The sequence below is a fragment of the Cupriavidus pauculus genome (genome assembly GCF_002858765.1).
Taxonomy (GTDB): Bacteria; Pseudomonadota; Gammaproteobacteria; order Burkholderiales; family Burkholderiaceae; genus Cupriavidus; species Cupriavidus pauculus_B.
Map to the genome: position 1 here is coordinate 135,387 of NZ_PJRP01000006.1, position 14,786 is coordinate 150,172.

At 67.2% G+C, this 14,786-nt stretch carries 10 protein-coding genes; 3 read left to right on the top strand and 7 right to left on the bottom strand.

All coding sequences use genetic code 11. The annotated features are described in order from the left end of the window. From CYJ10_RS14890 to mdtD, 3 genes are all read left to right on the top strand, one after another. A partial coding sequence (locus CYJ10_RS14890; RefSeq protein ID WP_101682447.1) for a bifunctional UDP-4-keto-pentose/UDP-xylose synthase occupies nt 1–1,044 on the top strand: 1,044 nt, incomplete at its 5' end. Nucleotides 1,045–1,263: 219 nt separating this feature from the next. Next, nucleotides 1,264–3,294 carry a TonB-dependent receptor family protein gene (locus tag CYJ10_RS14895; RefSeq protein ID WP_101682448.1) on the top strand — a complete coding sequence of 677 codons (2,031 nt, stop codon included), beginning with the start codon at nt 1,264–1,266 and terminating at the stop codon, nt 3,292–3,294. A 145-nt stretch (nt 3,295–3,439) separates the two neighbouring features. Next, nucleotides 3,440–4,846, top strand: coding sequence for a multidrug transporter subunit MdtD (gene mdtD / locus CYJ10_RS14900; protein WP_257993342.1), 1,407 nt, complete (start codon nt 3,440–3,442; stop codon nt 4,844–4,846). A gap of 52 nt (nt 4,847–4,898) precedes the next feature. Here the strand turns inward: mdtD and CYJ10_RS14905 are convergent, their stop codons facing one another. From CYJ10_RS14905 to nirB, 7 genes are all read right to left on the bottom strand, one after another. Continuing rightward, nucleotides 4,899–5,867 carry a threo-3-hydroxy-L-aspartate ammonia-lyase gene (locus tag CYJ10_RS14905; protein ID WP_101682267.1) on the bottom strand — a complete coding sequence of 323 codons (969 nt, stop codon included), beginning with the start codon at nt 5,865–5,867 and terminating at the stop codon, nt 4,899–4,901. A 47-nt stretch (nt 5,868–5,914) separates the two neighbouring features. Then, complete coding sequence (locus CYJ10_RS14910) at nt 5,915–6,892, bottom strand: ornithine cyclodeaminase family protein (RefSeq protein ID WP_101682268.1); 978 nt, start codon at nt 6,890–6,892, stop codon at nt 5,915–5,917. Next, entirely contained in the window at nt 6,882–7,508 is a 627-nt protein-coding gene (locus CYJ10_RS14915) for a helix-turn-helix transcriptional regulator (protein WP_101682269.1), read from the bottom strand. The genes CYJ10_RS14910 and CYJ10_RS14915 overlap by 11 nt, the downstream gene beginning before the upstream one ends. Nucleotides 7,509–7,650: 142 nt before the next feature. Beyond that, nucleotides 7,651–10,434, bottom strand: a complete 2,784-nt coding sequence (locus tag CYJ10_RS14920; protein ID WP_101682270.1) for a nitrate reductase — start codon at nt 10,432–10,434, stop codon at nt 7,651–7,653. Between the two features lie 46 nt (nt 10,435–10,480). After that, nucleotides 10,481–11,740 carry an NAD(P)/FAD-dependent oxidoreductase gene (locus CYJ10_RS14925; RefSeq protein WP_374703267.1) on the bottom strand — a complete coding sequence of 420 codons (1,260 nt, stop codon included), beginning with the start codon at nt 11,738–11,740 and terminating at the stop codon, nt 10,481–10,483. 68 nt (nt 11,741–11,808) lie between these two features. Then, the gene (gene nirD / locus CYJ10_RS14930; protein WP_101682271.1) at nt 11,809–12,207 is read right to left on the bottom strand and encodes a nitrite reductase small subunit NirD; all 399 of its coding nucleotides are present in this window, start codon (nt 12,205–12,207) and stop codon (nt 11,809–11,811) included. Nucleotides 12,208–12,222: 15 nt separating this feature from the next. Continuing rightward, on the bottom strand, nt 12,223–14,784 hold the full coding sequence (gene nirB, locus CYJ10_RS14935; protein ID WP_101682272.1) for a nitrite reductase large subunit NirB: 2,562 nt from the start codon (nt 14,782–14,784) through the stop codon (nt 12,223–12,225). Nucleotides 14,785–14,786: the final 2 nt, after the last annotated feature.

A 14,786-nucleotide genomic window follows, 5' to 3' on the forward strand; every position in this document is an offset into this window, starting at 1 on the left:
GTCCTGATTCTTGGCGTCAACGGCTTCATCGGCCACCATCTGACGCGCCGCATCCTGGAAACCACGCAGTGGGAGGTCTACGGCATGGACATGTCGTCGGACCGCCTGGGCGACCTGGTGAACCATCCGCGCATGCACTTCTCCGAGGGTGACATCACCATCAACAAGGAGTGGGTGGAGTACAACATCCGCAAGTGCGACGTGATCCTGCCGCTGGTGGCCATCGCCACGCCGGCCACGTACGTGCGCAACCCGCTGCGCGTGTTCGAGCTGGACTTCGAGGCCAACCTGCCGATCGTGCGCAGCGCGGTGAAGTACGGCAAGCACCTGGTGTTCCCGTCGACCTCCGAGGTCTACGGCATGTGCGCCGACGACGAATTCGACCCGGAAGCCTCGCCGCTGATCTACGGCCCGATCAACAAGCCGCGCTGGATCTACGCCTGCTCCAAGCAGCTGATGGACCGCGTGATCCACGCCTACGGCATGGAACAGGGCCTGAACTACACGCTGTTCCGCCCGTTCAACTGGATCGGCGCGGGCCTGGACTCGATCTTCGAGTCGAAGGAAGGGTCGTCGCGCGTGGTGACGCAGTTCCTGGGCCATATCGTGCGCGGCGAGCCGATCAAGCTGGTGGACGGCGGCGAGCAGAAGCGCGCGTTTGCCGACATCTCGGACGGCATCTCGGCGCTGATGCAGATCATCGAGAACCGCGACGGCGTGGCCAGCGGCAAGATCTTCAACATCGGCAACCCGAAGAACATCCACTCGGTGCGCGAGCTGGCCGAGATGATGCTGAAGATGGCGGCCGACTACCCGGAGTACGCCGAGGAAGCCCGCAAGACGCAGATCGTTGAGACGTCGTCGGGCGAGTTCTACGGCAAGGGCTACCAGGACGTGCAGCACCGCGTGCCGAAGATCGACAACACGATCGACGAACTGGGCTGGAAGCCCGAGGTGACGATGGAGCAGGCGCTGCGCCGCATCTTCGAGGCCTACCGCGACAAGGTGGTGGACGCCCGCACGCTGGTCGACGGCAGCAACTGATCGCCACTGGGTACGACCGCTGACGGCGCCCGCGTGGCGCTGTCGGAATCCGGCCGACGGCGGCGGCACGCCGACTGAGGGTAGACTATGCGCCACGCGCGATCCGCGCGTGAGAGGTGTCTATCTTCGGGACGCGCCCCCATGCACGCTGCCGGCAGGACCCTGACTTCCGCCTTTCCGCGCCCGCGCGCGCCCGTCTGGCTGGTGGTGCCATGGGCCATGGCGACCAGTGCCCCGGTGGCCGCCGAACAGGTCACCCTGCCTGACGTGGTGGTCAGCGCCAGCCGCAATGAGCAACGGCGCTTCGACGCCCCGGCGGCTATCGACAGCATTCCGGTCGATCCCTTCACCGCCACCTCGCCGCTGGTCAGCCTGTCCGAATTGACACTGACCAGCCCGGGCATCGCCGTGCGCGACCGCCAGAACTATTCCCAGGACCTGCAGATCGCCGTGCGCGGCTTTGGCAGCCGCTCGACCTTTGGCGTGCGCGGCGTGCGGCTGTTCGTCGACGGCATTCCGGCGACCATGCCCGATGGCCAGGGGCAGGCATCGACCTTCGACCTGGCCAACGCCAGCCGCATCGAGGTACTGCGTGGCCCGTTCGCGCAGATGTACGGCAACGCGTCGGGCGGGGTGGTGCAGGTGTTCACGCCCGACCCGCCGAAGACCGGGTTCACGGGCCGGGCATCGACCGGCTTCGGCTCCGACGGGCAGTGGCAGGCCGGCGTCTCGCTCGCCGGCGGCAACGACCGGCTGGGCGGCACGCTGGACGCCTGGACCTACCAGACCGACGGCTACCGCGATCACAGCGCGGCCAAACGCTACCAGCTCAATGCCAAGATCGTGGCGCAGCCCAGCACGGCCACGAAGATCACGGGCCAGTTCAACTACTTCAACCAGCCGCTGGCCGAAGACCCGCTTGGCCTCACGCGCGCCCAGGCCGATGCCAACCCGCGCCAGGCGATTGCGGCGGCCACCCAGTTCAACACTGGCAAGGACGTGGAGCAGACGCAGGCCGGCGTGGTAGTCGAGCACCAACTGACCGACCTCGACAGCCTGAACTTCCGTCTGTATGGCGGAGGCCGGCAACTGACCCAGCGGCTGGGCTTCAGCGGGGCGGCGCCGAGTTCGGCGGGCGGCATCGTCGACCTGGATCGCACATATGGCGGCGGCGCGCTGTCGTGGACGCGCAAGACCACGGCCAACGGCCTGCCGCTGCAGTGGACGGCCGGTCTGGAAGTCAACGGCATGCGCGATGCGCGGCACGGCTATGTCAACGACAACGGGCAGCAGGGCGCGCTGCGGCGCGACGAAACCGACGAGGCGGCCGACTACGGCGCCTACGCGCAATTCAACTGGACCGTGCATCCGGCCTGGGAAATCGTGGGCGGCCTGCGCGCCAGCATGGTCAGGCTGCGTATCGACGACCACTACGTGACGGCGGCCAGCCCAGACGACAGCGGCACGTCCACCTATCGCAACCTGAGTCCGGTGCTGGGCGTGGTGTGGCATGCGATGGAGACACTGAACGTCTACGCCAACCTGGGGCGCGGCTTCGAGACGCCCACGCTGACCGAGGTGGCCTATGGCCCGAACGGCGTCGGCGCCAACTTGGGGCTGCAGGCGTCGACCAGCCGCCAGGGCGAGATCGGCGTGAAATGGGAGTCGGACGGCCAGCGGATCGACGCGGCCTTGTTCGACGCGGACAGCCACAGCGAGATCGTGCCGCTGTCGAACAACAACGGCCGCACGGTCTACCAGAACGTGGACGGCGTGCGCCGGCGCGGGCTGGAACTGGGCTGGCACGGCGCATTCGGCCCGGCCCGCAGGCTGGCAGCCGGGCTCGCGTACACCTACCTCGATGCCTATTTCGGGGACGCGTTCGTCAACGCGCAGGGCGCCACCGTGGCGGCCGGCAACCGCCTGCCCGGCACGGCACGCCACAGCTTCGGCGCCGAACTGACCTACAAGCCGTGGGGCCAGTGGATGGTGGGCGTGGAAGCCAAGGCCGACAGCAAGGTCTACGCGGACGATCTCAATACGCAGGCTGCGCCGGGATACTTCATCTTCAACCTGAAGACCGGCTACACGTTCAAGGCCGGGGCCACGCAGTGGTACGTATTCGGACGCATCGACAACGTGGCCGACCGCCACTACATCGGATCGGTCATCGTCAATGAAGCGAACGGCAGATACTACGAACCGGCGCCGGGACGGCGGTTCTTCGTCGGACTGCGGGCGTCGATGTGATGCGGCTGGTATTGTGGCCGGTATTGCGCGATCTCCGCCTGCCTGACTTGCCAACGCCGCATCACACGCCTAAGGTGGCGGTTTTAGCCGCTACCCGCGTGCCGCTGCCATGTCTCTAGCCACGCCCCCCGTCGAATCCGCCGCCATGCCCCAGGACCCCAAGCTGCGCATCATGCTTTGGGTGGTGGCGGTGGGATTCTTCATGCAGACGCTCGATTCCACGATCGTCAATACCGCCTTGCCGTCGATGGCGCGCAGCCTTGGCGAGAGCCCGCTGCGCATGCAGTCCGTGGTCATCGCCTATTCGCTGACGATGGCCGTGATCATTCCGGCGTCGGGCTGGTTGGCCGACCGCTTCGGCACGCGCACAATCTTCCAGATGGCCATCGGGCTGTTCGTGCTGGGGTCGCTGCTGTGTGCCTGGGCGCCCACGCTGCCGATGCTGTCGGCCGCCCGCGTGGTGCAGGGGGCGGGCGGGGCGATGCTGCTGCCGGTGGGCCGGCTGTCGGTGCTGCGGACGTTTCCGCGCGAGCAGTATCTGCAGGCGCTGAGTTTCGTGGCCATCCCGGGCATGATCGGGCCGCTGATCGGGCCGACGCTGGGCGGCTGGATCACGCAGACGTTTTCCTGGCACTGGATCTTCCTGATCAACGTGCCGGTGGGCGTGATCGGCGCGATTGCCACCGTGCGCTTCATGCCCAACGCGCGGCTGCCGGGCATGGGACGCTTCGACATTGCGGGCTACGCGTTCCTGGCCATCGCCATGGTGACGCTGTCCTTTTCGCTGGACGGGCTGGCCGGCATGGGCTTCCAGCACGCCACGGTGCTGATGCTGCTGATCGCCAGCATGGCGGCGCTTTCCGCCTACGTGCTGCATGCACGGCGCAGCAAGATGCCGTTGTTCCCGCTCAAGCTGTTCAGCATCCATGCCTTCAGCGTGGGCCTGCTGGGCAACCTGTTCGCGCGGATCGGCAACGGCGCCATGCCGTTCCTGATTCCGCTGACCCTGCAGGTCAGCCTGGGGTACTCGCCGTTCAATGCGGGGCTGATGATGGTGCCGGTGACGGTGGCCGGCATGGCGTCCAAGCGGCTGGCCACGCGGCTGATCGAGCAGTTCGGCTACCGCAAGGTGCTGGTCGCCAACACGTTCCTGGTGGGGCTGGTGATGGCGTCGTTCGCGCTGATCTCGCCGGACCGGCCGCTGCCGCTGGTGATCGTCCTGATGGCGATCTTCGGCGCGGTCAACTCCGTCCAGTTCACGGCCATGAATACGGTGACGCTCAAGGATCTGAGCGGGGTCAATGCCAGCAGCGGCAACAGCATGCTGTCGATGGTGCAGATGCTGGCGATGAGCCTGGCGGTGACGTCGGCCGGCGCGCTGCTGGCCACATTCCAGGCCGGCATCGGCGCCCATCATTTCGACGTACTGCCGGCGTTCCACGCCACCTTCATCTGCGTGGGGCTGATTACGTCGGCGTCGGCCTGGATCTTCATGCAGCTCGACCCCGAGAAGGTCGTCGTGGCCCGCGCGCAGCCGTCGGAAGAGGTATAGCGGAGGGGGCTCCCCTCTCCCGTGCGGGAGAGGGGTTAGGGGAGAGGGCCCGTCAGCGCCCCAGCAGCTCACAGAACCACGAGATATCGACGTTGCCGCCGCTGATGATGATGCCCACGCGCTTGCCCTTGAGCTGATCCTTCATTTGCAAGGCCGCCGCCAGGCCTAGGGCGCCGGTAGGCTCGACGATCATCTTCATGCGTTCGGCGAAGAAGCGCATGGCTTCCACCAGTTGTGCGTCGGTGGCGGTCAGGATGTCGTTGACGTCGCGCTGGATGATCGGGAATGTGTAGTTGCCCAGGTGCTGCGTCTGCGCGCCGTCGGCAATGGTCTTGGGCGTGTCAATATGCAGGATCGAACCGCTGCGGAACGACTGCTGGCCGTCGTTGCCGGCCTCGGGCTCCACGCCGTACAGCTGGCACTGCGGGGCCAGCGCGCGCGTGGCCAGGGCCGTACCGGACAGCAGCCCGCCACCGCCTAGCGGGGCCAGCAGCACGTCGAGCGGGCCCACTTCCTCGAACAGTTCCTTGGCGGCGGTGCCCTGGCCGGCCATCACATCGGGATGGTCGTACGGCGGAATCAGCGTCATGCCGTGCTTCTGGGCCAGGTCGCGGCCGATGGCCTCGCGGTCTTCCTTGTAGCGGTCGTACATCACCACGCTGGCGCCGTAGCCCTTGGTGGCGGCCACCTTCAGCGCCGGCGCGTCCTGCGGCATCACGATCGTGGCCGGCATGCCCAGCAGCTTTGCCGACAGCGCGATGCCCTGCGCGTGGTTGCCCGACGAGAACGCCACCACGCCGCCCTTGCGCTGCTCGGGGGTGAACTTAGACAGCGCGTTGAACGCGCCCCGAAACTTGAAGGCGCCCATGCGCTGGAAGTTCTCGCACTTGAAGAACACTTCGGCGCCGAGCCGCTCGTTGAGCGTGCGCGAGGTGTTGACAGGCGTGCGGTTGGCGTAGCCTTCCAGGCGCTTGGCAGCGGCTTCGACGTCGGCGTAGGTGGGCAGTTGCAGGGTCGTCATGGTCGTATCAGGATGCGGGATGCGAAAGGGTGGAAAGGGGCGGGTGGCTACCAGGGCCAGGCCAGGCGCGTGCCGGTGCCATCGGCCACGGCCCGCTCATGCAGGAAGCGGGCGACCGTTAGGTCCTGCAGGGCCAGGCCCGTCATGTCGAAGACGGTGATGTCGTCGGCTTGCCGCTGGAACGTGGCGGCGCCCGTTAGCAGGTCGCCGATCTCGATGCAGTGCAGGTCGGGCGACCACTGGCATTCGCCGATGCTGCGCGCCTGCTCCAGGTCGTCGGCCACGATGCGGGCGCGTTCCAGCACGCCGTCGGGCAGTTCGCGCTTGCCGCTGGTATCGGCGCCCACGCAGGTCAGATGGGTGCCGGGCTGCAGGGCGTCGGCGTCGAACAGCGCGCCGCCACCGGGCGTGGCCGTGATCACGACATCGCTCGCCGCCACGGCGGCATTGCGGTCGGTCGCCAGCGCGATCTGGCAGCGCCCGGCGAATTCGGCCTCGAAGCTGGCGCTGGGCCCGCCGTTGGCGCTGACATAGCGAACTTCGGTCAGCGATGGCAGCAGCGCCAGCGCATACGACAGCTGCACGCGCGCCTGTACGCCGGTGCCGAACACGCAGACGCGGCGGCTGTCCGGTCGCGCCAGGGCTTGCAGCCCGATGCCGCCGGCGGCGCCGGTGCGCGCCGTGGTGATGGCGTTGCCGTCGAGAATGCACAAGGGGCGCCCGGTGGCCGGGTCGATCAGCACGATGGTGGCCTGGTGCGGCTCGCCGCCGCGCTCGCGGTTGCCGGGCCAGAAGCCGGCGGCCTTGAAGCCGAGCAGGTTCTGCCGGCCGACATCGCCGGCCTTGATGCCGAACACGCCGCCGGTGGCCAGCTTTTCGCGGATCAGCGGGAACACGCGCCCCTGGCGATGGCTGTGCAGGATGAAGGCTTCGCGTACGGCGGCCAGGACATCGTCGGGGACGAGCGCCGCTTCCACGGCGTGCTTGTCGAGCAGTAGCAACTGCGCGGCGGAATTAGCGGGCATAGCTGTAGACGGTTGCGCGCGACACACCCAGGTGTGCCGCGATGGTTTCCATGGCCCGGCGCACTTCCAGTAGGCCGGACGCCTTGAGTTCGGTCAGCAGCGCGCGCCGCTCATCGGTCTTCAGCGCGCGGGGCGTGGTGGCCAGCCGAGCGGCAAAGGCGTCGATGCGCGAGCGCAGCACTTCGGTGCTGGCGGGGTCGAGCGTTTCCTCGGGGCCGTCCGCGGTGGTCTGCACGAACTGGCCCATGGCCATCTGCAGGCTGCGGAACAGCGTCAGGTCCACGTTCATGCACAGCGCGGCGATATAGCGGCCGCTGCTGTCCTTGATGCCGATGGATGTGCTTTTGGCCAAACGGCCATCGGCAAACTGGTTCGCGTAGTTGGCCAGCACCTGCGGATAGTCGGGGTCGGTAATGCGGGCCTCGCCCAGTTCCGTGGTGGGGTCGCCCACTGTGCGGCCCGACAGGTTGTTGTGGATGGCCAGGATCGATTGGTCGGGCTCCAGCAGGTCGTGCACCACGACCTCGCAGAACGGCGCGAGGGTCTGGCCCAGGCCATCGGCAACCTGCTTGATCTGGTCCAGCAGCAGGCGCTGCTCAGGCGTGCGGTCGGTCATCTCGGTCGATTGGGTCGCTGAAATTCGCGTTGAATTCGATTCTGGACAGTTTGTATAGTGCTGGACTAAATGTCAAGAAATGAGCGAAAAAATGGCGCGAGAGCCGCTTCAACCCCCGCGCCATCGCCGTTTCTTCAAGCTATCAGGCTGCTTCCGCGATGCGAATCTCGCCCAGCAGCTTGCGCAGTTCCGGCACGCACGACCCGCAGTTGCCGCCGGCCTTCACGCACGCGGTGATTTCGGCCGGGGTCTTGAGGTCGTGCTTGCGCACCGCGTCACAGATCGTGTTGCGGCCCACGCCGAAGCAGGAACACACGGTGGGACCGGCATCGGCGGTCTTTTCCAGCGGCTGGCCCAGCAGCAGGCCAACGCGGTCGGTGTCTTCCAGGCGGTCCTGCCCGAACAGTTGCGACAGCCAGGCGCGCGACGGCAGGTCGGCCCGCGTCGATACATAAACGCAGGCTTCCAGCCGGTCATTGACGACGTAGCCCGCGTGATAGACACCGGCCGTGCGATCTTCGTATTCGAGCCAGTCCGCGTCGGGGTCCTGCACGCCCAGCAGGCCGCGCGCCCAGGCGGCGCGGTTGTCGATGGTTTCCCGGCCGGCGAATTCGTAACGTTGAAACTGCCTGCCCTGGATGCGTGTCCAGTAGGTCAACGAATCGGCGGGCAGTGCGTTGCGGCTCAGCACGAAGCCGTGCCACGACACGCGGAATTCCTCCACGCACACCGGCGTGTGCTTGAACTCGGGCTCGCCCGAGACCGGATCGACCACCGGATTGACCACTGCGCCCACGCGCGCATCGGAACTGAACTGGTCGTTCCAGTGAATCGGCACGAACACGCTGCCACGCGCAATGCCGCCTCCAAACCGCACCCGCGCCACCATGGCGCCCCAGCGGCTGGTCACGCGTGCGAGCTTGCCTTCGCCCACGCCGCACAGCAGCGCGTCCTGCGGGTGCATGTCGACGAACGGCTCGGGCAGATGGTCGGACAGCCGGGCCGCCTTGCCCGTGCGCGTCATGGTGTGCCACTGGTCGCGCACGCGGCCGGTGTTCAGGATCAGCGGGAATTCGTCGTCGGCCGCATGGGCCGGCGCACGGGCCGCGGTTGGCACGAAGCGGGCGCGGCCATCGGCAAATGCATAGCGGCCGTCCTCGAACAGGCGCTGGGTGCCGCCCGGTGTGGCGGCGCGATACGGCCACTGCACCGGCGCAAAGTCGTCGTATTCGTCCTGGGTCAGGCCGGTCAGGCCGCCGATATCGAACATGCGCGGCGCCTCGCGGTCGCTGGCATCGCCGTTTCGCCACGCGGACAGGCGGGCATGTTCGTCGAAGATCTCGTGCTGGCCCTGGTAGTCGAAGCCGGCAAAGCCCATGCGGCGTGCCACATCGCACAGGATGTCCCAGTCGGCCCGTGCCTCGCCAGGGGCCGGCAGGAATGCACGCTGGCGCGAAATGCGGCGCTCGGAGTTGGTGACCGTGCCGTCTTTCTCGCCCCAGCCCAGCGCGGGCAGCAGCACGTGCGCGGCGTCGTTGGTGTCGGTGTGCGTGACGATGTCGGATGCCACCACCAGTTCGCACTTGGCCAGCGCACGGCGCGCTTGGTCGGCGTCGGGCAGGCTGACCACGGGGTTGGTGGCGATGACCCAGACGGCCTTGACCCGGCCGGCTTCGATCGCGTTGAACAGGTCCACGGCCTTGAGGCCGGGCTTGTCGGCCATGTGTGGCGACTGCCAGAAGTCCTGCACGATGTCGCGATGCACCGGGTTGGCCAGTTCCATGTGCGCGGCCAGCATGTTGGCCAGGCCGCCCACTTCGCGGCCACCCATGGCGTTGGGCTGCCCGGTCAGCGAGAACGGGCCCATGCCGGGGCGGCCGATGCGGCCCGTGAGCAGGTGGCAGTTGATGATGCTGTTGACCTTGTCGGTGCCCGCCGACGACTGGTTCACGCCCATCGAGAACGCCGTGATGACCTTTTGTGTTCCGGCGAACAGCGCGAAGAACGCCTGCAGGTCTTGCGGGTCGAGCTTGCAGGCGCGGGCGAGGGCGGCGATGTCGGCGCTATCGGCACCGGCGGCGTTAGTGGCGCTATCCGGGCTTTCGGCCCCTTCGGCATTGGCCACGGCCAGGGCCTCGTCCAGGCCGGTGGTATGGGCGCCGACAAACGCCGCATCGGCATGGCCGTGGCGCGCCAGGTAGCGGAGCAGGCCGTTGAACAGGCGCACGTCGGTGCCGGGGCGCAGCGGCAGGTGCAGGTCGGCCAGTTCGCAGGTGGCGGTGCGGCGCGGATCGATGGCCACGATCTTCATGTCGGGCCGCGCTTCCTTGGCGCGCGTCAGGCGCTGGAACAGGATCGGGTGGCACCAGGCGGTGTTCGAGCCCACCAGCACCACCAGATCGGCCTGTTCCAGGTCTTCGTAGCTGCACGGCACCAGGTCTTCGCCAAACGCGCGCTTGTGGCCGGCCACGGCCGACGACATGCACAGGCGCGAATTGGTGTCGATATTGGCCGAGCCGATAAAGCCCTTCATCAGCTTGTTGGCGATGTAGTAGTCCTCGGTCAGGATCTGGCCCGAGACGTACAGGGCCACGGCGTCGGGGCCGTGCTTCGCGATGACGTCGGCAAAGCCGCTGGCCACCTTGTCGAGTGCCTGGTCCCAGCTCGCGCGGCGCAGCGTGCCATCGGCATCGCGCAGTTGCGGATGGAGCAGGCGGCCGTCCAGGCTGACCGTGTCGCCCAGCGCGGAACCCTTCACGCATAGGCGGCCAAAGTTCGATGCATGGTCGGCATCGCCTTGCACTTCCACCTGGCCGTCGGCACGCGCGGTGGCGCGCACGCCGCAGCCCACGCCACAGTAGGGGCAGGTGGTGGAGACCGTCTTGGTCGGGGTGGTGGCGACCACAGCAATATCGGACAGGTTCACGGCAAAATCTCTTCGGTCGATGGCGGTGCGGGCCGGGAAGCGTGTGTCAGGCCGCCAGGGCCTCGCATTGCGCCTGGCCAAACAGCAGGCGCTGACGCAGCGCGGCAACGGGCTTGCCGGACTGGATCAGGTCGAAATACCACGGGCCATCCTTCACGTCGCCATACAGCACGGCGCCCACCAGCCGGCCGTCCTGCAGCACCAGCCGCTTGTAGACGCCGCGGCGCGGATCGCGCAGGACCAGGTCCTCGCTGCCATCTGCGCCGATGAAATCGCCCGCCGAGTACAGGTCCACGCCCGTCACCTTGAGTTTGGTGGCCGTGGCCTGCTGCACGTAGCGCCGATGCCCGGCGCCGGCCAGGTGTGCGGCGCAGACGCGGGCCTGGTCCCAGATCGGGGCCACCAGGCCAAACGTGGCGTTGCGGTGCTGCACGCATTCGCCCACGGCGTAGATGCGCGGATCGAAGGTCTGCAGCGTGTCGTCCACCACGATGGCGCGCTCGCAACGTAGCCCCGCCCCGGTGGCCAGTTCGATGTTGGGGCGTACGCCGGCGGTCATCACCACCAGGTCGGCCGGAATGCGCACGCCGTCCTTGAACAGCACGCCGGTGACGCGGTCTTCGCCTAGGATGCCCGCCGTCTGGGCGCTCAGCAGGAAGCGCAGGCCCTTGCGTTCGAGCGCCAGCTTCAGCAGTTCGGCGGCGGGCTTGTCCAGCTGGCGCTCCATCAGGCTGTCGGCCAGATGCACCACGGTGACGTCCATGCCCTGGCGCATCAGGCCGTTGGCGGCCTCCAGGCCCAGCAGGCCGCCGCCGATCACCACCGCGTGGCGATGGTTGCGCGCCGCGTGGAGCATGGTTTCCACGTCCTGGATGTCGCGGAAGGCGATCACGCCGTCCAGCGTATGGCCCGGCACCGGAATGATGAACGGCTTGGAGCCTGTGGCCAGCAGCAGGCGGTCGTAGTGGACTTCCCGGCCCGACGCGGACCGCACGGTGCGGCGCGGCCGGTCGATGGCTACCACGGGGTCGCCGGCAAGCAGTTCGATGCCGTTCTGCGTGTACCAGTCGCGCGTGTTGAGCATGATGTCGTCGACGGTCTTCTCGCCGGCGAGCACCGGGCTCAGCAGGATGCGGTTGTAGTTGCCGTGCGGCTCGGCGCCGAACACCGTGATGTCGTACAGGTCTGGCGCGAGCTTCAGCAGTTCCTCGACCGTGCGCATGGCGGCCATGCCGTTGCCAACCACCACCAGCCGTGGTTTGGCCGGGGTGGCGGGAGACGAGGCGGGGGGCGTCGTGGACATCATCTTCCTGTGGGCCTAATGGCGTAGTGGCGTGTGGGACGTTGGCGTGGTCGGGGGGGCAGGGCGGCCGGTCAGGCGGCCATTTCTTCCTCGACCTCGCCGGCCTCGGCGTCGCGCTGGACGACCGATGCAGCCACCCAGACCTTGCCGTCATAGACGCGCGCGGCGTAGGCGTTGACCGAGTGCTCGGGCGCCTCCAGGCACTCGCCCGTGCGCAGGTCGAAGTGATGCTTGTAGATCGGCGACGCCACCACGATGTGCTCGCCCAGGCTGCCGACCAGCCCCCGCGACAGCACGCTGGCCTGCGAATTGGGGTCGAAATTGGCGATTGCGTAGACCTCTTCGCCACGGCCGACGCGGAAGACCGCTACCTGCTGCTTGTCGACCAGTGCGCAGACACCAGTATTGGGCACGATATCGCGCAAGGTGCAAATCGCGGTCCAGGTTTCAGGATGGTGGGCTTGGCTCATCACGTTCTCCTTGTTTCAGGCTGCTTTTGCGGGCACGGCAACCACGGGAATGTGGTTCAGGCGGGAACGCTGCAAGTTCCGTTCCTCCAGCGTGGCGGGGCGGATCTGGCCGCGCTCCTCCAGGAAGACCAGGTTGTCGTCGCGCAGGTCGCTGTTGACGAAGTGGCGGAAGCGCTTGCGCGTTTCCGGGTCGGTGATGGCCTTCTTCCACTCGTCTTCGTAGGTGTCCACCACGTGCTGCATGTTGGCTTCCAGTTCGGCGCCGATGCCCAGCTTGTCGTCGATGACCACGGCCTTCAGGTAGTCCAGGCCGCCTTCGAGGTTGTCGCGCCACGTGCTGGTGCGCTGCAGGCGGTCGGCCGTGCGTACGTAGAACATCAGGAAGCGGTCGACGTAGCGGATCAGGGTTTCGCGGTCCAGGTCGCCGGCCAGCAGTTCGGCGTGGCGCGGCTTCATGCCGCCGTTGCCGCAGACGTAGAGGTTCCAGCCCTTTTCGGTGGCGATGATGCCCACGTCCTTGCCCTGGGCCTCGGCGCACTCGCGGGTGCAGCCCGACACGCCGAACTTGATCTTGTGCGGCGCGCGCAGGCCCTTGTAGCGGTTTTCGATGTCGATGGCCAGTCCGACCGAGTCGTCCACGCCGTAGCGGCACCACGTGGAGCCGACGCACGACTTCACCGTGCGCAGCGACTTGCCGTAGGCGTGGCCCGACTCGAAGCCGGCCGCCACCAGTTCTTCCCAGATCAGCGGCAGCTCTTCCAGGCGGGCGCCGAACATGTCCACCCGGGCGCCACCGGTGATCTTGGTGTACAGGCCGTACTTCTTGGCCACCTGGCCCACGGCGATCAGGCCGTCGGGCGTGACTTCGCCGCCCGGCATGCGCGGCACCACCGAGTACGTGCCGTCCTTCTGGATGTTGGCCAGGAAGTAGTCGTTGGAATCCTGCAGGCTGGCGTGTTCTTCCTTGAGCACGAACTCGTTCCAGCACGATGCCAGGATGCTGCCGACGGTGGGCTTGCAGATGTCGCAGCCCAGGCCCTTGCCGTGCGCGGCCAGCAGGTCGTCGAAGGTCTTGAACTTGCCCACGCGCACCAGGTGGTACAGCTCCTGGCGCGAGTACGGGAAGTGTTCGCAGACATGGTTGTTCACGGCCATGCCCTGCTTCTTCATCTCGGCCTTCATGATTTGCGTGACCAGCGGCACGCAGCCGCCACAGGCCGTGCCGGCCTTAGTGCACGATTTCAGGGCGCCGATGCTGGTGGCGCCATCGGTCACGGCGGCGCAGATCTGGCCCTTGCTGACGTTGTTGCACGAGCAGATCTGTGCCGTGTCGGGCAGCGCGTCGGCGCCCAGCGCCGGCTTGGGCTGGCCATCCGAGGACGGCAGGATCAGGAACTCGGGCGATTCGGGCAGCTCGATGCGGTTCAGCATCATCTGCAGCAGCGTGCCGTATTCGGCGGCATCGCCCACCAGCACACCACCCAGCAGGTACTTGCCGCAATCGGACACCACCAGCTTCTTGTAGACCTGCTTGCGCTCGTCGGTGAACTGGTACGACCGGCTGCCCGGCACGTTGCCGTGCGGGTCACCGATGCTGGCCACGTCCACGCCCATCAGCTTGAGCTTGGTGCTCATGTCGGCGCCGACGAACTGGGCGGCCTCGCCGCGCAGGTGGCGGGCGGCCACGCGGGCCATGTCGTAGCCGGGGGCCACCAGGCCGTAGATCTTGCCGTCCCACAGCGCGCATTCGCCGATGGCGTAGACGTCAGGGTGCGAGGTCAGGCAGTTGTCGTCGATCACGATGCCGCCGCGCGGACCGACGGTCAGGCCGCTGTCGCGGGCCAGTTCGTCGCGCGGACGAATGCCGGCCGAGAACACGATCATGTCGGTGTCCAGATGCGTGCCATCGGCAAAATTCATGCGGTGGGTGCCGTCGATGCCATCGACGATCTCCACGGTGTTCTTGCCCGTATGTGCCTTCACGCCCAGTTCTTCGATCTTCTGGCGCAGCATGCGGCCGCCGCCGTCGTCGACCTGCACGGCCATCAGGCGCGGGGCGAATTCCACCACGTGGGTGTCCAGGTTCATGTCGCGCAGTGCCTTGGCGCATTCCAGGCCCAGCAGGCCGCCGCCGATGACCACGCCCGATTTGGCGCGGCTGCCACATTCGAGCATCGCCTCCAGGTCTTCGATGGTGCGATAGACGAAGGTGTCCTTGCGGTCCTTGCCCGGCAGCGGCGGCACGAACGGGTAGGAGCCGGTGGCCAGCACGAGCTTGTCGTAGGCCAGCGTTTCGCCCGTGGACGTGGTGACCGTCTTCGCGGCCGTATCGATGGCCGTGGCCTTGGCGTTCAGGCGCAGCAGCATGTTGTCGTGCTGGTCGAAGAAGCCTGCCGGCACCAGCGACAGGTCATCGGCCGACTTGCCGGCGAAGAATTCGGACAGGTGAACGCGATCGTAGGCGGGGCGCGGCTCCTCGCAGAGCACCGTCACTTCCAGGCCTTGCGCTCCGGCATCGGCCAGGCATTCCAGGAACTTGTGGCCGACCATGCCGTGCCCGACGATGATGATCTTCATGA